Source organism: Paenibacillus sp. BGI2013, assembly GCF_002843485.1.
Classification (GTDB): domain Bacteria; phylum Bacillota; class Bacilli; order Paenibacillales; family Paenibacillaceae; genus Paenibacillus; species Paenibacillus amylolyticus.
Map to the genome: position 1 here is coordinate 215418 of NZ_PJFA01000008.1, position 23008 is coordinate 238425.

The window sequence follows — 23008 nt, forward strand, 5'->3', positions numbered from 1 at the left end:
TAAAAATTATATTAACCCTTAAAAAACGTTGTTTTGTGGCTTTTTCTTTTAAGACAACAAGTTTTTGGAATTCAAAAATCGAAATGATCCGATTACCGACTATTCAGTCAACAGAAATTTTGCGAAGGAACAGAAGGCGGAATACCTGAACAGTAACTTCAGAAACTGATATAATATAATGACGACAGAGCTGACATCGATGAATGTACTTGACCCTCGTGCAGATTTTGTTTTGAAACGAATTTCTGGCCGCGAGAGTAATAAGAATGTACTCTTGGCATTTCTCAATCGTATTTCTCCTGAAGCTGGCGAGCCATCACTGACTGAGATCATCCTGATGAACTCATACACCATAAAACAAGACTCGCTTGATAAACACTCTATCTTTGATGTTTATGCGAAGACTTCTAGAACTAAACTTATTAACATAGAGATGCAGCTCTTTATTAAGTATGATCGAGATTAACTTTTTGGAATTGTTAAGATTGATGAGCATACTGTTCCATCTGAAGGTCGCCTAATGAATTGGTTATTGTTTTTGAAGGGTGCTGATGCATCTTATTGTTGAAGACGAATGAACCAGGTTTAGGAAAGGTGAGGGACACTTTGCAATATTTAAGTCAGGCTTCGGAAGCTAGACGATTGTATGAGGCCAGACAGAAGTATCTGCATGATGAGGCTTCTATGCTGGAAAGTGCAAAAATGGCTGGAGTAAAGAAAGTGGCCAAAAATATGCTTGAAATGGATTTGGATATCACAACCATTGCAAAAGCCACGGGATTAACAGAACAAGAAATTGAAAAACTTGAAAAATGATAATAATCAGATCTATTACTTGTCCTGCTGTCTGAAAGAGTTTTTGAAGTACAAAAAGTAATTAACATATAAAGTCGCTAGTATAGTGGTTTTTTTTTGCATTTAAAGAATTAAAGTTACTAGTTCAACTTCACCCTCTGGAAAGTTAGAATTAATCATTTTTATTGAGGTGGATTACTGCCAGGTGCTGGTCACAAAAGAAATATAGTGGGTAAACACTTAACAGTGTATTGATATAGGCATTTGTATATTATTTATGATGCTTGGAGTAAATACAAAATTATTTCCTTTTAATCTGTAAAATAATGACGTTCTGGGATTTTAACTTTATAATGTAATGAAACGGTGGAACTACTCAATAACCTGAATTAATCGGAGTGAGTGTATGATCTATATTACGGGAGATATCCATGGAACCATTAGCATCAATAAGCGACTAAATAGCCGGAACTTCCCACAACAGAAACACATGACAAAAGATGACTATGTCATCATTGCTGGAGACTTTGGATTGTTATGGGATGATAGTAATGTGGATCGGTACTGGCTTAAGTGGCTAGACAAAACCAAGTCGTTCACCACTCTTTTTATAGACGGAAATCATGAAAATTTTGATTTGCTAGAGCAGTACCCTGTTGAAAGCTGGAATGGGGGTGAAGTACATAGGATAAACAAAAGCGTGATCCATTTGATGCGAGGACAAGTTTTTAATATTGAAGGTCAAACGTTTTTTACGTTTGGGGGAGCCGCTTCTCATGATAAAGAGTATCGAAAAGAGGGTAAATCGTGGTGGAGCCGTGAAATGCCTTCGCAAGCGGAATACGAAGAAGGATTAAGGAACTTAGATAAAGTTGACTGGAAAGTAGACTACATTATAACACACACATGCTCAACAACTGCCTTAGAGTACATTGCAAACTGTTGTGACCTTCACATGGATTTGGACGAGATGCATCCATACTTTCAGGGAATAGAGCAAAAAGCCAATTATAAGCAATGGTACTTTGGTCATTTCCATCATGATTTTGAGTTGCCTAATAATCTGAGGCTATTGTATACGGATATGATACGGATTAACTAGAAGAAAAGACTAGAATTAGAAAAACTAAATTATACAATTTAAAAAATAAGCTTACATTACAATGTATTCCAAGGAGGAAAAAATGAAGTATTATCCAATGACAGATGACGTGAAAAAGTTTAGTAATAATCAGAGATTTGCATATAATGTCGTGGTGAACCTCTACACTTGTAAAGATGAGAAAGATGATTATATTAATAAAAATATTCGTATTGGTTCCAATGACAACCTCAGTGAGGAAGAGCTTATACAAAGAGCAACAAATGTGGTTAATGGATGGATTGATTCAAAGGAGGAGTTCAAGCATTACGATTTAGTTAAAATTGTAGGAATTACTTTTGCAGGTGCCTATGATCGATATTTAAAATAACATGGTTATCGAGCGCAGGTCACCTTACATACATTTACTTCAAATATATTCGTAACCTTATCTTTAACTAATGATATGCTCATTCGATATCAGGATCGTTCCGTTCGAAATGACACTGAGAATCAACTTTAGGAAGTAAAACTGATAGAACCTTTTAAATAACTTAACTTTGAACGAGTGAGTATTACTCTGAAAGTGGTGACAATATTCCCCTTGGGGAAGGAGGGAAGTATATGAAAAAAGGAATAGAAATTAACGGAACCGTTTTTGCCAATCAGGGCGATGTTGATAATGATGAATTTCTTGATAAATTTATAGCATTTATTGAGTCAAATGGATGGGGGTTTGGTGGAGGAAGCAAACAGATTGATGAAGATGGAAATGACATTTGATATTGATGTATAACACCAGCTGTCTGACTAGATACAGTGTACGGATATTATTTGCTTGTTTGTCTTCATACTCCTTTGAGCAAAATTTACTTTAACACGCTTGCAAAACACAAATTAACGCTTGTTGCACTTACATCCTTGGTCACAGTGATTTGTCTACGGTATATAGATTAATCAAGATGGGAGAAAATCCAACTAAACCTAGAGCAAAAGACATCTATAAATGAGGGATCGTTTGTATCCAATTTAAATTGAATAGGTTGATACTATAAGAGAAACAAAATCGATTCAGGAACTTTACTGTTAATCATATTAATATTTCGTCGTGTACATAGAAGCAAACATAAATAAGAGAAGGGCTGTGCCAGTATTGAAAGGAAAGATATCTAAAAGGTTGATAGCAATTTTCGTAGTTTTTACATTGTATTTAGCCAGTACAAATCAGATGTACGCAGAATTCACCGAATTAAGCTTAGAGGAGCACGGAGGGCTACAGCAGGAATGGGTACATACTTTTCCTAAAGAAATTGATTATCTGAGCTTTGAACTAGGTCACACTCCCCAAGACCATATTAATCGTGCTGCTCAGCTTGTTATGTTAAACCCCGCCACTGTGTCTGGTAATAATTTCAGCCTATATACGATGAATATTAAGACAGGGAAACTTGCCTGGACGTATGACATTAAAAATAAAGTGAAAAACTTTTATCCATTGAATCATACATGGTACTACAACGAGAGCGGTAATATATTTTATCAATATTCGACGAATCACGGGAAAACGTTTAATATTCTTAGTTTGGATGCGAAAGGAAAACGTATATATGAGAAGAAGGATTTAAGTTTCTCAAATATCTATCCGTATAAAAACGGTATTGTTCTACAACAAACGGATAGTCTTAAAAATCAGTCCCGTTTTATCACACTAAATTCCAAAGGAATAACGACAAGCGAGACTGTGTTAGGTTATAAAACTGAAGTACTGACTTCTGGTTATGTACTCCATTTTGTAGGTGAGAATAAAATCGAGGTTTTTAAAGATGTAACCTCTTTGAAAAAGCCGTTATTTACGATTAACTCCAAAAAGTTTGGTGGTTTCTACGTTGCGGGTTATCATCAATTAAGTGACGGTACACTAATTGTAGAATATGCAAGATCCAATTCATATGGTGGACAGAAATTAATGGCTTATGGAGTTAATGGTAAACTCAAATGGGACACCGTGCTTGATAGAAACATGAATATTTCTATGCATTCAACCGGAAGTAAACTATTAATTGATAACCAATCTGAACACAGTATCACTTTATATGATCATAACTTCAAAAAGCTGTTTTCTCGTACGTATGAAGGAGAGCTTAATTTTAATGGTTTAATGAGATCCTATCGAAACGATAGCTATATTGAGTATACTAACTTTGGGACCATTGATGACAAATGGGGAGAGAGATATACCTTAATGAAAGATAATGGAGACATTATACTTAGTAAATACTTTGTTTTAGATGATGTGCATAAGAGTAACTTTGCATATGACTCGTCCGAAAATGTGGTCTATCGCACTGTGATTAGCGACCACCGATATAAACTAATTAAATACAAGGTAACTAAATAATAGTTGGAGTGCCGTTGATAACAACAATCAACGGCTTTTTATATTCTATGAAGATTCAATACTTTATTTGGAATTTAGTAATGAACTTAGTTTCTGAAATAACGTGTAGAATAAAGCTTCCTACACCACATTCACACAAGGTGAAACCACCATGACTACACACATATTAGTATAATGGAACGCAGTAAACTGAAAATCCTCCACCAACAGGAGAAAAGTGCCAGGCCATCGACCATGTTACTGGTATTATCATGCCACCATTTGTCGAGAACTCCGTCGGAAACGAAACGCGGAATTCCTAACGTGCGCAGCGATCTCAGGAGAAGCTATGTTCAGCGACGTATGACCTCCATCCCCTCCAGAAAATGGTCACTACAGCAGTCTATCCTCATCAAAGAAAAACTCCGGGTTACATGGCCTCCTGATCAAATTGTAGAATGTCTTCGTCAAGAAGGACAGTCTGTAGTCTGCTTAAAACGATCGTTCGTAGGCAGTATTCAGACCGATTGGTGAAAGGCATACCTTACTGTGCTAGTCATAAAGGTAAACGGCAGAAGCCTGCCGAGAGACGCGTCAAGTTCGCTTTGAGTATGACTATCTCTCAGCGTCCGAAAGAAGTTCGATCCTGCGAAACCTTTGGCATTGGGAGCCCGATACGATCGTCTCGTGCTGTGGGAAAAGCAAGGGCAGTTTAGTTAGCTACGTTCATCGAACGTAGGACCCGCCTATATGCCGCTATTCCCGCCTGACCGTATAGCTTTGTCCATAGAGGTTGGCTTTTGGTAGCATCCTCGCATTACCCTGACGGTGCATTTCAAACCTCTCCTGCAGATCGTCGCAAGGAGTTCGCCTGTTACGCCAGCCTGGAAGCCGCTCATGGACTACAGGTGTATTTCCCAGATCCGTATTTTCCCTGGCAACGCGGCTCGAATGAGAATGCCAATGGCCTCTTGCGAGAGTTTTCCCCAAGGTGACAGATTGCGCATAAATGACGGATGAAGCCTTGGAGACTACATTGCGCTTAATCAACCACAGACCACGAAAATGCCTTGGGTTGGAGAACCGCTCTCGAATCTTTTTTAGAGTAACTGTCGCGCTTAGCTTTATAATCCGTCATAAGTGAATTTGCTTATACCTACGGTGTTCTTTGTTTGGTACAGTTGTCTATCAATTGAAAGTAATTAATAACCATAACCTAATGCAACTTTACAAATGACTGTTACAATTTCACATAAAATAGAGAAACATCATATTAAACCAATTAATTATATGGTTCTTTGAGACTAGTTATATTTGTTATCTTATAAATATATAGACCTATTTTTATTGTGCTGATATAATAATGGAAAATGTTAGGTTGGAGGATTGAATAATGAAACAAAGAGTAAAAATAATATCTGCGTTCCTGTGTGGTGCGATATTTTTCTCAGGAGTTTCTTATGCAGCGGATAATTATTTAAAAGCTGTACCTGTGAAAAATAGCAAAATACTAGTTAATGGTTCAGAGGCGGTATTCGAAGGTCAAGCAGTTACGATTAATAATCGCGTATACATGCCATTAAAGGAATTAGGTCAAGAGGTTGGGTTTTCTGTTTCATCTGGAAGTATTATTCAAATCAATAAGTTCGAAAAGCTGCCGCTTACTGTTACACGTGAGGGTGTAACTATCACTTTAAATTCTCTGAGTAAAATTGATGGTAAAGTACAATTAAATATTACAGTGAAAAATAATAGCGATAAGAGAGTTGATGTTGATCTCTCGCAAGTTAGAGCAGATGATAATGTTAAAGGTAGAAAGATGTACACGACTAGTGCATCAAGTTTTTTCACACCAATCAATGATAACTGGAGTCTAGCCTCAAAAAAATTCTTAGATGATCCAGTAGATAGTAAAAGTGAAGTGACGGGCAATATGCAAATATCAAGTGTTTCGAAAGGAACTAAAAACATATATTTTTTCTTTGAATCACATAGCATACCAACATCATTTTCGTTTTATGTTGATACAGAAGGATTGTTTTAATTTGATAATGTAACGATAGGCCAAAGATAGAATCAAGTTACCATTTACGGTTGAAATAACACTGTTAATAACAGTAAGTCCGATATGCTATATAGAGCATCACACTTCAATACCAATTACATATATCTACACATGTAACGAGTGCGGCATATTACGAGAGCCACTTTAGAGTGAAAACAAAAAAGAAGAATACTAGTTAGTAGACCTAATAATGGAGGAATAGAAATGAATATGGTTCGCGGTATTACGTTGGCTGAGAACGAGATTGTCATCCGGGAATATGAAGCCTCAGCTTTATATGTTCCTAAAGGAGAAGGGTATGTAATTGTAACGAATCGGAGAGTTATCTTTACTGGTAACTCAGAATCTGTTGCGGGTACTGGACTCATCATCCGAGATGCTAAAATCGATACAATTACCGGTGTCATGGCAGGCCTAGTTCGTCATCGTAGTTTCAAAATGCTTATCTTTGGAGCTATTATTGGACTTCTTGGCTTGATTATGACAATGAATAATTCTACATTAATCTCGTGGATTTTACTCATTATTGGTTCCATAATGGTGTACTTTGGCTTGAAATCTAAAGGTGTGTTGATGCACATCAATATTTTTGGAGCACAATCTTCTTCCGCACTCAGCGTAGCAGTTGAAGCAAGCACGTTATTCTCGCGCGTAACAAATAACCAGGCACTCATGACAATCACCGCTGCTGCACCAGGCCGTCATACTGAACAAATGCTGCGTGAATTAGGAGCTCTGATTCAGGATGTACAAGTAATGGGAGATATGGCGATTGAAAAATGGAAAGATATACCCATGACAGAAGGAAGCATACTGACCATTCCAGTAAGTGAGCAACTGTCGTCTTCTATCAATACAGTGATACAAACTGCAAACAAAGTTAAAGAAACGACTGTTACAGCATCTCGTAATCTACAACAACAAATGAATAAAACGGAAGATAAGGATCCTTCAGATTCACTAACAAACCAGTGCAAATGTGGCACTGCTTATGGAATAAACGCTGTTTTTTGTCCAGAATGTGGTGCAAAAACGAGTTAACAAATACATAGATTGAGGAAAAAAGAGCCAATGTTTTCTAATGGACTCTTTTTTTCTGAGGAGGAAAACCTTGAGTCTTCTGAAAAATAATATTGTTAATGGTCAGCAACTTCATACACTAACACCTAATGAAGTAAAATGGATAGATGAGCCTCAGGCCAATTATGGAATACCAGGAGTAGACCGAACAGGAGTTATGCTGCATCCTTTACTTCTTCAACGTCATCTTCTCTTTGTAGGTTCGATCGGAAGCGGAAAGACAGTTTCCATGGATCATGTTGTTCGTGCACTACGTAGCGGGGCAACAAGTGACGATGTGTTTATCTTCTTTGATGCCAAAGGGGATTATTTGAAAAAGTTCTATCGAACAGGAGATTACGTTCTCACTAACGAAAGTGATAATGTAGAAGGTAGGGTACGATGGAACATCTTCCAAGATATTATTGCGACACCATTAGAGAAACGAGATGAAGTCATCTGGGAGATCGCTTCTTCTTTATTTAAAGACGATATTGAACGATCGTCAGCACCCATCTTTGCGACAGGAGCTCGAGATTTATTAGCTGCTATTTTAAGCGCAAAAGTAAGGGGAATGGAAAAAGAAGGGGGAACCGAAGATCATGAAACCCTGATTCAATGGGTAAAAAAGGCAAGCGATGTTTCTATTCGAAATTTGCTGTTAAATCATCAAGATTTATCATGGGTTCGTAGTTACATAAGTAAAGAGAATAATCCAAACACCAACCAATCTTTCTTGATGCATTTGTATCAGAACCTTTTTGGTGTGTTTAATGGTGCTTTTAGAGAAGCAGGAGACTTTTCTCTCACTAAATCCATACAAGAACGTGATGGTAGAGCCATCTTCCTTGAGTACGATATTGCAAGTTCAAATGTATTAAAACCCATCTATACGATGATCTTAGATATTGCTATGAAAAATATACTCGGTACTAAAGAGGAACAGTGTCGTGGAAATGTATATTTCATTCTTGATGAATTTCCACTTATTCCAAAGCTAAACTATATGGATAACGCACTGAATTTCGGACGTTCCCTGGGTGTTCGAATCATCGCAGGTATTCAAAACATCGGACAAGTGAAACATGTATATTCAGAGTCACTGGCGGATAGTATTTTGAGTGGATTTGGTACGGTATTTGCATTCCGACTCTTCGATGAACCAAGCCGCTCCTATATCACAAATCGTCACGGGAAAAACCAACGGATGATTGCTTATTCCTCATCTAATGCAAACAAAGGTATACAAGAACATCTCGTAGATGGAAATGTTATAGAAGACTGGGATCTTACAGATTTAAAGATTGGACAATGTATTATATCACCATTTAATGGAGAGCCTTTCCGTTTCTACCCAGCCAAACCTAAATCTTAAGGATGTTAACGTTAATAGAGTAGGAGTGATTTTATTTTGATTAATAAAGACCTGAGTTATGTGCGTGTAGGCAGAGGTCTCGGAGAGTTTCCGGCGGACAATGAATCTAGAATGTTTGTGGTAGCAAATGGTTTTCAGGAGTTTGAACTAAGTCAATTTGAATACACCGTTTGGGAGCAAATCCATCGCTTTGAAACACTAGCAGCTTGGGAATCTGCCATTCTACAAAAGGTTAAAAACATTCCGAATTTTGATTTTTCAAAAATTGTTCGTAGACTCATCGAGAGAAATCTCATTATGCCATGGTCTTTTTCCGACATGCAAGATAAGAATTTGATAAACCTACAAGTAACACGATACGGATATGCACATGGTCTGATCAATGAGGAATATCTCATTGGGGATTCTAATGCAAATAAGACCTTTGTATTCACCAAGGATCAATACGATGTGTGGAATGCAGCTGCTGGGAAGGTTATGTTGCTGGAAGTGATTGATACCCTAATGGATCAACGCGGAATTAATTTTGAAACTGCGATCTCACTGTTTAATATACATGGTCTTAAATTATACAAGCTTACCCTATGGGGACTAGAGTATGTAAATGCAGACCAACTGGAGGTGCAAGCATGAGCTCAATTATGATTGGTGCTGGTCAAGAGCTAGGAAAGTTTCAGCATAAAGATGGCCTTGTTCATTATGGGGTGCAATTTGAGAAACAACGATTGCTGCTCGAAGAGCATCGTTATAAAGTGTGGGAAGTTGCACAAATGGCATCTTACAGCGTTGAAAAATTCACAGTATTACTGGACCTTGAATTACATGTTATTCAAGGTCATATCGATGCTCTTAAGGAGCAAGGACTTGTCTTTGAATCGAGGGACATACTTTCAACTTTGTTTAGAACAAAACATATTGCTATTACTAAAGGGTACATAGAATTAAAAAATGATGGAGAGTTTGAATTGATAGAGTTTCTTGGCGCTCCTCCCGTATCACTACCATTAATCACGGCTACTGTTTGGCGTTTGGCAAATCCTCTTTTCTCATTAGAATCGCTTGTTGAAAATCTTGTCCAAGTCATCGATATGCCTAAAGTTGATATTGTAGTCATGTTATCCGAAGCTATTATATTTCTGGTCAGTAATGGATTTATGGCCATTGACCGTTTACCCGAAGCGTAAAAATCAATGAATATAAAGGACATAATAGCAGGTGCATCCAAAAAGACAAGCGAAGCGACACAAAAAGTAAGAAGTAGCACGGTCAACTTATATAGGAATCAAAAGGCGAACTTATTTGTTGGCAAATCTCCTGAAGCACATATAAAATCAACAGAAAGAATGAAGGAAGCTCTTTCTGATCCAAGTAAAATGCCGAGATACAGTTTAGAAGACCTGATAAGTAAAATCCATATAGGATTAGATGTAGGAACAGAATTAGGATTATCCGGATTAAACCATTATACAAAGGTTTTCGATGCTTCAACAGGTACAACCTTGAAACAAAGTGTTAAAGATACATTAGGTCAAATAAGATCTGGTCTTGAATACTCATCACACGCTACAAAATTAAAACAAAGCCAATTGGAGAAGTACCAGAAAAGTTGGGATAACAAAACTCCCGAAGAAAAGCAAGTTCAATTAAATAAGTTGCGAGATAAAATTCAAGAGAGAGAAAATCTTGAGAGTCTTTATAATAAGTTGCATTCTGAACAAATTGACAAGGAGCAAGGATTAGAAAATTATCAGGAAACCTTAAATGCGGCAAAAGATGAAGAGAATGAAAATAAGGATTTAGAACATTTAGCAGCACAACAACAGGAAATAGAAATCTCTAGGAACATTGAAACAGACCAGGTCGGACAAAATTCTATCTCGGAGACTGAATTAAAAGAAGACTCTTTAGATGAATCTTTAGTTTCAGAGAGTCTATTTGGTAGCGGATTTGAAGATTTAGAAAATATGGCAGCTGAACTTCAAAAGCAAGAAGAGATTAATGTGGCCGAACAACAGGGGCCTGAAGTTCAGCAGGAAGAATTACAACTGCAGGAACTAGAAGCTGAGCAAGAAGAATTTCAACAACAACATAAAACTGAAGCAGAGCAAGAAGATGCTCAGCAACATGAAGAACCTGGAGCGGAACAAGAAGATGTTCAGCAGCAGGAACAATTGTCTGAACTTGAGGTCGAACAAGAAGCAGAGCAGGTATCCGAGCCTGAGGTAGAGCAGGAATCAGAGCAGGTATCTGAACCTGAGGTGGAACAAGAAGCAGAACAGGTATCCGAACCTGAGGTGGAACAAGAAGCAGAACAGGTATCCGAACCTGAGGTGGAACAAGAAGCAGAACAGGTATCCGAACCTGAGGTGGAACAAGAACCGGAGCAGGTATCTGAACCTGAGGTCGAACAAGAAGCAGAACAGGTATCTGAACTTGAGGTGGAACAAGAAGCAGAACAGGTATCTGAACTTGAGGTGGAACCCGAGCAGGAGCAGCTATCCGAACCTGAGGTCGAACAAGAAGCAGAACAGGTATCTGAACTTGAGGTGGAACAAGAAGCAGAACAGGTATCTGAACTTGAGGTGGAACCGGAGCAGGAGCAGCTATCCGAACCTGAGGTGGAACAAGAACCAGAGCAGGTATCTGAACCTGAAGTTGAACAGGAACCAGAGCAGCTATCCGAACCTGAGGTGGAACACGAGCAGGAGCAGCTATCCGAACCTGAGGTGGAACAAGAACCGGAGCAGGTATCTGAACTTGAGGTCGAACAAGAACCGGAGCAGGTATCTGAACCTGAGGTGGAACCCGAGCAGGAGCAGCTATCCGAACCTGAGGTGGAACAAGAACCGGAGCATCTATCTGAACCTGAAGTTGAACAGGAACCAGAGCAGCTATTCGAACCTGAGGTGGAACTCGAACCAGAGCAGGTATCTGAACCTGAAGTTGAACCCGAACCGGAGCAGGTATCTGAACCTGAGGTGGAACAAGAACCGGAGCAGGTATCTGAACCTGAGGTGGAACAAGAACCGGAGCAGGTATCCGAACCTGAGGTCGAACCCGAACCAGAGCAGGTATCTGAACCTGAAGTTGAACAAGAACCAGAGCAGGTATCTGAACCTGAAGTTGAACAAGAACCAGAGCAGGTATCTGAACCTGAGGTTGAACCCGAACCAGAGCAGGTATCTGAACCTGAGGTTGAACCCGAACCGGAGCAGGTATCTGAACCTGAGGTGGAACAAGAACCGGAGCAGGTATCCGAACCTGAGGTCGAACCCGAACCGGAGCAGGTATCCGAACCTGAGGTCGAACAAGAACCAGAGCAGGTATCTGAGCCTGAGGTTGAACCCGATCAAGAACAGGACCCTGAATTTGAAATCGATGATGAGTCTCTATAGTCATTAATCACAGAGAGAGCACCATTTAGTTCTCGTGGCATACACACCCAACTTTTTTCATTTGTCACGAAAACATTAGTACAAATTTAGTCGCCATTATGGCGGCTTTTTTGTATTTTTATCTGTAAGTTCTGGAATGCGTCTAAAACAAGGTCGCTGTGTTTAAAATTATGCATAATATTGAATTTGTCTGAATCTTGGGGCATTGTCGCACACCGATAACTATATTATTTATTATACTTCTAAATTAATTTTAGTGAGATTGCTTAATTTTCATTTTAATACCTCTTCTTTTAGGTGCATAAATCAGAAATAAATGTAATCATGGATTGTTATTTTTGAATAAAGTGTTATCATGATATCACTTTCAGTGTATAATAATAAGAAAAGGAGGTGAAGATATGTGAACAGTGAAGAACTACTTAAACTAGCAATCCCTATGATGATTCATGAGGATACGCGGAAATTCATTTTTCGTAAAGAGCGAAATTGGAGACAAGATTTTATCGATTTAGGGATTCCTGATGTAGATAAAGCATGGAAATTCATGATGACCTTAACTACAGATGATGAGGAAAAACCTCCTGAATTAGATAGAGATGGCTCCGGTCAAATGATTTATACATTTGAGAAAGAAATGCCTAATGGTGTTTGGGCCTATATCAAAATTAAAATTAAGGATTTCAGCAATATTAAGAAATGCGTATCCATTTCTTTTCATCCTTGTGAGTATGGGCCGAAAGCCAAAATAAACAAAAAAATATTGGGAAATTAAAGTACATAAAGGGAGCTACTTGCTCTGGCTCCCTTTAAGCACTTTTTATATCATAAATGAATGTTGTTTAGAACCAAACTTGATTGACTTTGAATATTGATGAAATGTATTAGTCGAAATATCGGGTGAGTAACACGTAGTTAATCTGCTTAAGACCGAATCAAAACTTATTTAACTCATATAAAACTAATAATAAGGGGCGTGAACTTATGTCCAGGAAATTCCTAGCGTATTGTGATGAATGCGGTAAGGATTGCAATGCTGAGGAAAAAATAGAGCGGCAAACATTTAAAATTCATGGAAAATCAATTGATGTAGATGTAACAATGCTTGTCTGCAGCGAATGTGGAAATGAAATATCTGATGAGAAATATATGAATGATCAACTGAGAGCGATAAATGAAGCTTATATAAAAGCAACTTCCGGATTAACATCTGAACAAATTAAAAATGTTAGACTTCAATACAAAGGTTTAGGAATCCGTCCCTTTGCCAAAATTTTAGGGATAGGTTCCGCAAGTATAGCAAGGCACGAAACTGGAGAGCTGCCAAGTGATAAACATATATCTATTTATAAAGAGTTAAATGAAAATCCTCGATCTATATTTGAATATTATAATAAGAATAAAGAAAGTTTATCTCCGAGGGAATTAAAGAAAGTAGAACATGTATTAAGAAATTGGAGCGATGAACAAGAAGGCCGAATCAGCACACAATTTGTTGAAATAATATTAGATGATGAAGAAATAATTGAGTCGATTCATAAACCATTCGCATTTACTGAATTCACTGGTTATAAAGATTTCAATCTAGATAAATTTTCAAATATGATGCTGTACTTTTCAAAATGGGGAGTTAATAAAACAAAGCTAATGAAACTTTTATGGTACTCCGATTTCCTTTACTTCAAAATGCGTACAGCATCTATAAGTGGGGCTGCTTATGCTCGCATTAAGTTTGGGCCGGTTCCCAAAGATCATGAGATAGCACTTGCTCATCTTCAACATATGGGAGTAATAGAGATTGAAGAGTCCTTATTGAACGATGAAGGATGGGTAAAAATGACTGTTAGGGCAAAACAAGATTTTAATCCTAACGTTTTTGAGAAAGAAGAAATGGTTACATTGGAAAGAGTGAATTATATTTTTGAGGACTATGGTTCCCGTAAAATTAGTGAATATTCTCATAAAGAACGTGCTTGGATAGAGACTCCTGATGATCATTTAATCAATTACAAATACTCTCGGGATTTTAATTTTGAATGAAACTGCGCTAATGTATTTGCGCCAATTCTCTTTCTTTCGAGATCTTTCTCCAGGGGCCGGCTACATTAAATGTTCCGTTACCCTGATTAATTCTTTTAAGAGTTTAAATTAGAAATGTATGCATTTAGTTAGTTTTCTCTTAATCCAGGAATTGCTTTCTTTGTTGATGCGAACACTTTGATACTATTCTTCAATTTAATAGGTATCTAGGCCAAGAAACTTTGAGACATGTAGAGTTATATTTGCTCTCCTGAATCAACCACTACAATTTTAGATAAAGTCAAGAGGTTTCAGTATTCTGAAAACCCTTTTCCTACTTTTTAGTCTGCAGCAGGCTTTTTTTAATATTAAATTCTCCCTGCACTATAGTAACCAAGTTGATTAAGTGAAAAATTCATTTAAAGTCGCAATATAGGATTTTTTTGTAATCAGTTCCTTTACTGACTACGAAATATAATGCAATTATACTTCGTAGTCAGTTTATTGGACCATTTACTTTTCTTTTAACTAACGGAAAAATTACAAAATCATTTCTCAATATCTTAAACTAGTAGGGTATTATTAAGAAATCTATTAGAAAAATCATCTCAGAGTGTTCCTAGTTATATACCCCTACACATTTTACCCCTCTTTTAGTGATACGTAGGAATAGAAATGGAGAAAAAATAATGATGGCATTTTGCGAACACTGCCAAGATACTGTGAATTATGATGAAAAACTTGTTCAGAAAAGCAAAAATATACGAGGTAAAGAAGTTAAGTATCTTGGGAAAGAAACATTTTGTTCAGAATGTGGGAATGAATTTTTTGTTTCTGATATACGTGATTACAATTTAATTGAATTAGATAAGGCTTTTAGAGAAAATGATTCATATTGAAAAACCTTGGTTGGAGACGAGAAGAGAGTTAAATGATGTATATTATTGATAAGAATTTAATTAATATTTTTCTGAAGAAATAAAAAACAAATACAGAATGATTACTGTTTCTGATATAAGAGATTATAGTTCTAAATTATTTGAAAGATTAATCATTAAAATATCTCTATGGATTACTGTAAAACACAGGCTAGACTCTAAGTAGTACCTAGTGCACTAAAAAACCTGAAGTCAATTTAAAGGCTTCAGGTTTTTTAGAATACTTATCCTTGTATAAGGTGAAACATAAATAAAGGTGCTTTTTCTTATTAATAAATGGTTCTAAATCAATAATGCCGAAACGACTAATAAAATTGTCTTGATAACTGGAAGGATGTTATAAACTACTCTTCTGGTTTTCTCTCCAGCTTAATTCACCATACAATAAGTAGAATATGTTCATTACGCTTACAGGTAACTGTAGCTTAATGAACAAAAAAGGAACTAAGATGTTGAGCTTGTTTTGAACCTGCTTCAGTCCTCAAAGCGATGAGCCGATATCGAGGACCAAACATAGCTTAAGAAAGTATCTTAACATAAAGTAATTAATTCGATTCTTTCATAAGTTAATTAAGAAAAGGGAAATCTGCAAGCAGTTAATCAGACTAACCCATTTCACTAGATGATGGTCAACCAATCTAAACTTGACTTATGGTATTCAAACATAAGGACTTTAGAAGGGATATATTTCTAAATCATATATTCTATGTTATGATTTGTAGGTAAATAGAACCATTAGAAATAACTTTAAGCTTAGTTTTAGAAAAAATACTGAGTAATAATCAAATTAAACTCTAAGAAAAGGTGGACTAGTGGCACGAAAACAAAAACTGTGTACTACTTTACAAGACATGTTTGCTGAAAAAATAAACATTGGGTAGGTATTAGGAAATGAAAGAGCGACGTCTAATTTTTGATCGAGAGATCATAGTTATGGTTTTATCTTGTCTGATTATTGTTGGTGCTTGTTTCGGATACATAGGATACAAAGCTTTGAAGGAAAAAACTAATGATAAAAAATTTGCGAAATCTATAGAGAGCTGGTTTGAAACTGAAGCCAAAAACAAATTTGACTTACTTTTAAATTTCGAATGTGACGAGTCAAGGAGTGACTGTACAAATTTAAAGTTGAAGGTGAAGGATAACTTCAACTCTTTTTCCGTTGTTGAAAAATATGACTATATCACTGAGATTGATAGGGAATTCAAATCTAAAAGAGTACAATTTCTAGTGGATTCAAAAAAAATAGAAAATACTATGTCTGCTCTGGATAGGGTGCATAATCCAACTATTGTTCTGGCTACTTCGACAAACGAGTTTGAATACCATGGTACCCTGGGTAACCTGACAGAAGTCAATGGAAAAGAGTATACATGGAATGAAATTTCCGAATTAAGAAAAGAAGATAATTCTAAAAAAGAATCGGATGAAAATAATGAGAGTAAATTTACTTCCCAGAAAAACAAAAAATATAATGCAGAAGATTATAACTATGAAGGTGAATACAAACCAGTAGATCAGATGACGCATGAAGAAAAGAGAGATGAATTAATAGAAATGTTGGATAGAGCAATTTCCCAATGAAACATGTGGAGATCTATTCTCTCTGGTTTTAAAAAGCTGTTGGCTAACATAGCAGTCTCGTTTCTCGGAGCTAATGGGTGTGGCTGAAAAACGGGGTATATTTCGTCTGCCCTTTGTGTCGCAGGCCGCATAAATTTTCTTTTATGACGTATAAAGCAAAAGACCTCCTCTGTAAGCAGAACGACTAGCAAAGCACGATATTACGTACGGAATAAATAGTGGATGAGCTGGATACCTTGACTCTTTGTACCCAGCAGGATGTTGGGAAGTACACTATCCAAACGCAAAAATAGCTCGAACTATCGCCTATCCCAATCATTAATAATAATCTTCCTAGAACTCCGATTCGATATTGCGGCTGCCTTGGCTTTTATTTCATCTTCTGTAACAACTATTAGACCGATGGGATTCGATCTGAACTTCTACGACGTAACCAAGCACTGGTATCAGGGGCAAGTGCATTGAGCCTGTTATGGTTATACGAATAGTTGATGGAGTATTTTGAGAGAGTATTAATTTTCCATAGATGATCTACAGAATAAAAATTAAACATAGTGGGGGACTATTTAGTGTATAAGAAATTAGGTTGTTTTATCTTCTTACTTTTATTGCTTGTGGGTTGTTCAAATGATACCGGTGACACGGACAAGGTTCCAGCATTATTTCAAGCCGTCTATGACAATGATTTAGCAAAGGTAAGAGAGCTCACCCAGTCAAATGATGGATCAATAAATAACCTTTATAAGGGGTCTACAGTTCTCCATGCTGCTATATATAACTTGGATATAGAAATGATAGAAGTTTTAGTAGAAGCGGGTGCTAGCTTTACTTTAAAAGATGAATATGGCGAGACTCCATTCTTTCTTGCCTCTGATCTAGCCAATATCAAAGCAATTAAATACTTTTTGGGTAAAGGCGCAGATCCAAATGAAAGAAATCAAGAAGGGGATACTCCCCTAATGAGATTTGCTGTTCGTGGTAATATACCGATCGATGTGTTTCTTGATACGATGGATATCATGGTTGAGTCAGGGGCCGACCTGACAATAAAGAATAATCAAGGCGAAACCTTGCTTTCAAAGATTGAATCAATGGTTGCTTCAAAGGAGATATTTCACCAAATAGAAGACCACATGGCTAGTTATTAATTTTGGAGGAATACCCTTTGTGGCCCCCTATTTTAGGAATGAACAAAACCATGTTTACTTGTCATATGAGCAAATCGGAATTGAGGGCTCATTTGAAGCATCAAGGCAGCAGATCTCAACATGATCGGCTGCTTTTTAACTAACCATAGATAGTTTAATGTTTCTGCTGCAACATCCATGCGTACAATTGACTCAGCCATATAAGAGAGGGTTAAACACTCAACAAAATGCTGATGAATCTTAAATTCTGCTAAGTGGCTTTGCATCTTATTGATCTGTTGAATAAGAAGTGAGAAATATGAAATATTCCAAATCTGAATTTATTTTTCTTGGAGAATTGCTATGTATCATTCAGGATGAATTGTTTTATATCCCAAAAGTAAAGAAACACGCCTCAGATTTGGGCGAGAAAACATCAATTTTCATTTTTTATGGACTATTATTTAGTTATAGAAGCATCCCACAAATGGACGTGGATTAAAATAAGAAAAATCCTCCTAGAACGACCCATGGAGAGAAATGAAAGAGTGAGTATATGGCATACACTTACAAAGACTATATTGATCAGGGTAATATATTAATTGACGGTGATAACGAACATAGATTCTCCATGTATGTGCCTTTTAGAATACAAGATAACAATAACCAAGTCCTTATTATCATGAGGAATCCTAGTGAGGCTAATGAATTAAATTCTGACAAGACAATCAATAATGTATTGGGCTTTTGTCACGGAAAATACTCAGGGGTATTTGTTGCAAACTTATTTCCGTTTTACGCTAAAGACCCCCGGCAGTTAAATCAACACATAGGGACATCCGATTATCCAAAGTTCATGAATAAGAACAAGCAAACAATTGATGAAATACTAGACAGGAATCCTCGCATTAAACATGTCATAATAGCTTGGGGTGCTAATAAATCAAAACTAAAAGGTCAATACAAAGATACAATCGCTGAGGTTCTTGAGATCGTTAATAAATATGAAAAAACTATTTTTGCAATGAGGTTTATTTCTAGCAACCAGCCTTGGCATCCAAGAAATTGGGGTGGAGAGGATAGTGGTTATCAACTTGAACTATATGAGTGGATGACTGATATCCTATGAAGATGGTTATGGATTGGAAAGAGAAACACCTCAGTGTTGATCATATAGAGCAAATCATTTTTGTTTATAATGTTCTAACACCAATCTTGATAAATTGAGGACAATTAGTAAAAACATAGATAAGGTTAATTGTTTCGTTGTTCCTTATCACAGGTCTGAATCTATAATTATTTAAAAAGGAGACTACTTTGACAAAACTTCTACTTAGAAATCGGGAGATAAAAAGTGTTTTCCAGTTGCTCGGGCATCACGAGAACGATATCACATACAGTGTTGCTTGGGGATTAACACAATGCCCCTCCTTTTTGACACTATTGCTAAAGAAGATTATTAACTGGCAAGGTGACCTCACAGAAGCGGAAATTACTATGCAAGGATATGAGAAAAACCAGGGATACACCGATATTGAGATTAAGCTACAAGGACATTTTCATCTTATAATTGAAGCTAAGCGTGGGTGGAACTTACCAGACATAACTCAGTTACAGAAGTATGTGAATCGGGAATCCTTCAAAAATAGCCTATGTATGCTAAAAAAGATAGTTGTATTGAGCGAATGCAGTAAAACGTATCTTGAATCACAACTTCCTAGTGTAATAGATAAAGTATCAGTAGATGCTCTGTCATGGAAGAACATTCACGAACTATCTGAAACTGCTCAAAAAACGGGTACCCATGCTGAGAAAAGATTACTTAGAGAACTTAATCAATACTTGGGGAGTTTGATGACCATGCAAAAACGCGACTCCAATTTGGTATACGTAGTTTCAATCGGTGCAGGAAGTCCTGAGGGTTGGAGTATCACCTGGAGAGAAATTGTAACGTCTAAGAAGCGATATTTTCATCCATATGGAGGGAAAAGTTGGCCAAAAGAGCCTCCGAATTACATTGCTTTTCGTTATGACGGGAAGTTACAGTCTATACATCATGTAGAAGGTTATGAGATCGTCACCAATATGAAGACTGTATTTGGTGAACAATCAAAAGATGAGATTACTGAACCTTATATCGTCTACAAACTGGGAGTCCCATTTTCACCAAGGGAAGAAGTTAAGTCGGGTAACATTTTCAGAGGTGCAAGAGTATGGTGTATGTTGGACACTCTGTTTACATCCTCAACGATTTCTGATGCAAGAGATCTTACGGAGAAGAGACTGATCTTGTAAAGTTTTATCCTGGGATATATAGTACTTATGAAAGATGTGGGTTTGATCCATTTTCCAACCAGTTAGCTATGATCACTTTGATATGGAGGGATAGCATGCAGAAAGATAATAAAATGCTTTTACATAAAGCTTATGAAAAACTGAAAAATGAATTATCCTACCCTGAAAACCAACATATTGAGCAATCTGCATTACAATTATTAGAAGAGTTACATCAAGAAATTTTAAATTGGAATAATAATGAGTCAGTTTCGAAATTCGAAAAGTATTGGACAGCCTCTGAAGCCAATGACGTTTCAAAAGAGGGTAATGCTAAGAGTACACGTTTTGAATTCAATAATCTATTCCTTAAAGATCATGATGTGCAGAATAAGATTCAAAGCTTGCTTTTATTACGGTTGCAAGAGCCGCTTGACTATCGTCTTATAAGCAAAATTGCAGATGTTAAGTTGATTGATCAGCTAAACAGAATCTCATTTGAAAATGGTAGACCTCTTCTCTACGTACACCGTTTAGAGATTATGATTTTTCCGCAGCTGTTTACCACTATAGCTGATCGAAATAAGTTGGATAAAACAGCAAAACTACTCGGTATCAAAAGTGATAAAGTTGCTTTTGAGCGTGTACAGTATCAAGTCCGTGAAAAGGTAAACGACTTCATTTACCGTGAAGGATTAAGCCGAGAAAGCGAATTTGTAAAAAGTGCAATTGCATGGTGGTTACTTGAAGCTACAAAAGAATTGAAAATGTAACACGTGTCGTTTTCGCTTCGGAACAAGCTGTCTTTAACTGAAATGAAGCAGGTGGGCAGCGAGCAAGTTATGAACAAGACAATCAGCGAATACCTGAGTGAGCTCCAAAACTTAGTGATGGCGGACTTTTGGGATCCAGCTCAGACTTGACTAAATCCGAGACGAGAGTCTGTACGTGTACAAACAAGATTCGAGCAAGAGTAATGTTGTTCCGATAAAACTATAGTTAATTGAAGTCATCGGAATGGAACTCGTCAAAAAAGTCCGAAAAGATCCAAATAAGCGAGGATACCACATTTAAGATATGCATCATGCAAAGCAGACCTTATCCTAGAAGAGGTCTACTTTGTATGATGTTAATTGTGAGTTGAGAATATAGTGCACGATTTATTACTGAATAGGGGCGGGCTCATCATTTCCAGCTATATCAAAGATATACTTCACGGCATTCAGAAGGTTCAAAGAGTCCCCGATTTACTGAGCATTAAAATCGATTTTGAGCGTCTTACCAACGCATCGATTATCCGGCTTCCCGCTAAAGAGAAGGGAGGCATCTCAACTTTAATCCATAGCAATCTGAAATACGTTAAAATTTAGGAATCGAAAGTCTCTCCTTAACCACGTCTACCCTTGTATTCGTTTCCGGTTTCAAGATAAGGTTGGATGAATTCAAAAGCATCTTTTAAACATCTTACGTCCCAATTGTCACAACGATTTTTACGATCATTAGGATCATAATGATGATGATGCGGTTCGGAGTTTACGCGATATTTTTCCGGTGTATTTGGATCATCATGAGGTTCATTGCCCCAAGAAGTGATATGATGAGACTGGATGCCTTGTTTGGGTACAATCTTCATCCACCGATATTCGTACTTTTCAACGTAGCCACATTCGTCATACCTCTCGTACGCTCTTAATCCTGTGATACCGTGGCAAGGGTGTAGTCTTAACGGAAATATCACTATAAGCGATTTCCTATCACGCTTATAGCTGGCGTAAATGGATTCTCTATCCCTAAAATTTGTGTGGTTTTCCAAGAGGCAGCCGAACTCCTCTAAGATTTCATTGATGTCTGCGGGGAGAAGATTTGTCTGGTTATCTGTATACTTCAAATCCCGCCAGCTCCTCCCCGAATTTTAAGAATTTCATCCATTTCTTCAACAAGATCCTTCCAACGGTAAAGATCAATAGGGTCATCCAGTTCGCTTTCGTCTGTCCCAAATGCTTCTTGATACGTCTTCTTACCATACTTCAATTGCAACTCGGTAATCTCTTCATTGATCTCCTTCATCCGATCTTCTGGTGACTGTTCAAGATTTTTTTTCTTCTGATAGTTTATTTGCATACGAATCGAATACACCGGGTCACGCATTAACTCAACAGCATGTTTGGGAATTTTGTTTTGTGAGCCGTTATTTAAGCATTCTAAGCCTTGTTTGATGTATTTGTTTAACGTAACTTTGGAAATGCCTAACATATCTGCGGCTTGCATGGGTTTAAGTAAGTAATCCTCATGATATATAAACTCTATTGATGTTCCACCAAGGTCATAATACCAGGTTTCAAAGTCTACTTTTAGCTTCCCAAAATCCATATCACTTGCAGGGAATTGTATGGACTGTACCCGGTCCAGCCATTTAACAAGATTCTTTTTATGTTTGGATGAAAACAGGTATTCATTCGTGTATTTAAACTCCTCGTTGCTTATTTTAATGCCAACAAGCTGATCCGAACACAGTGTCATCAACATTGTAAGAATTTTCGAGAAAATGTAATCTGTTTCTTTTTCTATATACAGCTCGTTTTTTTCCTCGAAGGCTAACTCAATTTGACGTTGGGAATATTCATACATTCCTTTACTCATCTTTATCATCTCCTCCTACCTCCATTCTACATTAAGTTATCAATTTTGCAATATCGTTAACTATCATTATTCCAAAAACGTTAACTCCTTATACAATAACCTATGCTGTAACTTTTGAAATAGTCCCTCTGGAACCAAAAATGGGGGTATCCGGCACCGTTTTCAACGTAGGTTAGATGGTTCCATCGGAAAAAAATGCTTTTTCTTTGAACAAGAAAACATGGAGCTGGGAAAAATGGGTTGTAGTCTGAGAATAAAAGCGTTTAGATTGGATGAAAC

At 37.0% G+C, this 23008-nt stretch carries 21 protein-coding genes and 2 pseudogenes; 21 read left to right on the top strand and 2 right to left on the bottom strand.

Annotated elements, in window-relative coordinates; all coding sequences use genetic code 11:
* Positions 1 to 199 precede the first annotated feature (199 nt).
* The 21 genes and pseudogenes from CXK86_RS33130 (at position 200) to CXK86_RS20390 (ending at position 20862) form a co-directional block, all read left to right on the top strand.
* A pseudogene (locus CXK86_RS33130) lies at positions 200 to 816 on the top strand (Rpn family recombination-promoting nuclease/putative transposase).
* A 385-nt stretch (positions 817 to 1201) separates the two neighbouring features.
* Positions 1202 to 1897: a metallophosphoesterase family protein gene (locus CXK86_RS20300; RefSeq protein ID WP_101314408.1), complete on the top strand. Its 696-nt coding sequence runs from the start codon at positions 1202 to 1204 to the stop codon at positions 1895 to 1897.
* Positions 1898 to 1979: 82 nt separating this feature from the next.
* A complete protein-coding gene (locus tag CXK86_RS20305; RefSeq protein WP_101314409.1) occupies positions 1980 to 2267 on the top strand; it encodes a hypothetical protein in 288 nt (95 codons plus the stop codon).
* A gap of 233 nt (positions 2268 to 2500) precedes the next feature.
* Positions 2501 to 2659: a YggL 50S ribosome-binding family protein gene (locus CXK86_RS32200; RefSeq protein ID WP_180361817.1), complete on the top strand. Its 159-nt coding sequence runs from the start codon at positions 2501 to 2503 to the stop codon at positions 2657 to 2659.
* Between the two features lie 361 nt (positions 2660 to 3020).
* The gene (locus tag CXK86_RS20310) at positions 3021 to 4274 is read left to right on the top strand and encodes a hypothetical protein (RefSeq protein WP_144029818.1); all 1254 of its coding nucleotides are present in this window, start codon (positions 3021 to 3023) and stop codon (positions 4272 to 4274) included.
* A gap of 174 nt (positions 4275 to 4448) precedes the next feature.
* Positions 4449 to 5362: pseudogene (locus CXK86_RS33135) on the top strand (IS30 family transposase).
* Positions 5363 to 5646: 284 nt separating this feature from the next.
* Positions 5647 to 6297, top strand: a complete 651-nt coding sequence (locus CXK86_RS20320) for a hypothetical protein (protein WP_101314411.1) — start codon at positions 5647 to 5649, stop codon at positions 6295 to 6297.
* 225 nt (positions 6298 to 6522) lie between these two features.
* Positions 6523 to 7359 (top strand): zinc ribbon domain-containing protein, encoded by an 837-nt coding sequence (locus CXK86_RS20325; protein WP_101314412.1) that lies wholly within the window; start codon positions 6523 to 6525, stop codon positions 7357 to 7359.
* A 70-nt stretch (positions 7360 to 7429) separates the two neighbouring features.
* On the top strand, positions 7430 to 8752 hold the full coding sequence (locus CXK86_RS20330) for a type IV secretory system conjugative DNA transfer family protein (RefSeq protein WP_101314413.1): 1323 nt from the start codon (positions 7430 to 7432) through the stop codon (positions 8750 to 8752).
* A gap of 36 nt (positions 8753 to 8788) precedes the next feature.
* On the top strand, positions 8789 to 9385 hold the full coding sequence (locus tag CXK86_RS20335) for a hypothetical protein (protein WP_101314414.1): 597 nt from the start codon (positions 8789 to 8791) through the stop codon (positions 9383 to 9385).
* A complete protein-coding gene (locus CXK86_RS20340) occupies positions 9382 to 9936 on the top strand; it encodes a hypothetical protein (protein ID WP_101314415.1) in 555 nt (184 codons plus the stop codon). The genes CXK86_RS20335 and CXK86_RS20340 overlap by 4 nt, the downstream gene beginning before the upstream one ends.
* Before the next feature lie 519 nt (positions 9937 to 10455).
* A complete protein-coding gene (locus CXK86_RS20345) occupies positions 10456 to 12147 on the top strand; it encodes a hypothetical protein (RefSeq protein ID WP_180361818.1) in 1692 nt (563 codons plus the stop codon).
* Between the two features lie 403 nt (positions 12148 to 12550).
* A complete protein-coding gene (locus CXK86_RS20350) occupies positions 12551 to 12922 on the top strand; it encodes a hypothetical protein (RefSeq protein ID WP_101314417.1) in 372 nt (123 codons plus the stop codon).
* Positions 12923 to 13131: 209 nt separating this feature from the next.
* Positions 13132 to 14187, top strand: a complete 1056-nt coding sequence (locus CXK86_RS20355) for a type II TA system antitoxin MqsA family protein (protein WP_101314418.1) — start codon at positions 13132 to 13134, stop codon at positions 14185 to 14187.
* 668 nt (positions 14188 to 14855) lie between these two features.
* Positions 14856 to 15065 carry a hypothetical protein gene (locus CXK86_RS20360; protein WP_101314419.1) on the top strand — a complete coding sequence of 70 codons (210 nt, stop codon included), beginning with the start codon at positions 14856 to 14858 and terminating at the stop codon, positions 15063 to 15065.
* A gap of 930 nt (positions 15066 to 15995) precedes the next feature.
* The gene (locus CXK86_RS20365; protein WP_101314420.1) at positions 15996 to 16688 is read left to right on the top strand and encodes a hypothetical protein; all 693 of its coding nucleotides are present in this window, start codon (positions 15996 to 15998) and stop codon (positions 16686 to 16688) included.
* A gap of 258 nt (positions 16689 to 16946) precedes the next feature.
* Positions 16947 to 17153 carry a hypothetical protein gene (locus CXK86_RS32205; RefSeq protein WP_180361819.1) on the top strand — a complete coding sequence of 69 codons (207 nt, stop codon included), beginning with the start codon at positions 16947 to 16949 and terminating at the stop codon, positions 17151 to 17153.
* Positions 17154 to 17257: 104 nt separating this feature from the next.
* Positions 17258 to 17836, top strand: a complete 579-nt coding sequence (locus CXK86_RS20370) for an ankyrin repeat domain-containing protein (protein WP_180361820.1) — start codon at positions 17258 to 17260, stop codon at positions 17834 to 17836.
* A 535-nt stretch (positions 17837 to 18371) separates the two neighbouring features.
* Positions 18372 to 18944, top strand: coding sequence for a DUF1643 domain-containing protein (locus tag CXK86_RS20380; protein WP_101314423.1), 573 nt, complete (start codon positions 18372 to 18374; stop codon positions 18942 to 18944).
* 188 nt (positions 18945 to 19132) lie between these two features.
* Positions 19133 to 20110, top strand: coding sequence for a hypothetical protein (locus CXK86_RS20385; RefSeq protein WP_101314424.1), 978 nt, complete (start codon positions 19133 to 19135; stop codon positions 20108 to 20110).
* Between the two features lie 95 nt (positions 20111 to 20205).
* Entirely contained in the window at positions 20206 to 20862 is a 657-nt protein-coding gene (locus CXK86_RS20390) for a hypothetical protein (protein WP_101314425.1), read from the top strand.
* Between the two features lie 614 nt (positions 20863 to 21476).
* On the opposite strand, the gene CXK86_RS20400 is transcribed toward CXK86_RS20390, so the two are convergent.
* Positions 21477 to 21977 (bottom strand): toxin-antitoxin system TumE family protein, encoded by a 501-nt coding sequence (locus tag CXK86_RS20400; protein WP_101314427.1) that lies wholly within the window; start codon positions 21975 to 21977, stop codon positions 21477 to 21479.
* Entirely contained in the window at positions 21974 to 22729 is a 756-nt protein-coding gene (locus CXK86_RS20405; RefSeq protein WP_180361821.1) for a helix-turn-helix domain-containing protein, read from the bottom strand. The genes CXK86_RS20400 and CXK86_RS20405 overlap by 4 nt, the downstream gene beginning before the upstream one ends.
* Positions 22730 to 23008 lie beyond the last annotated feature (279 nt).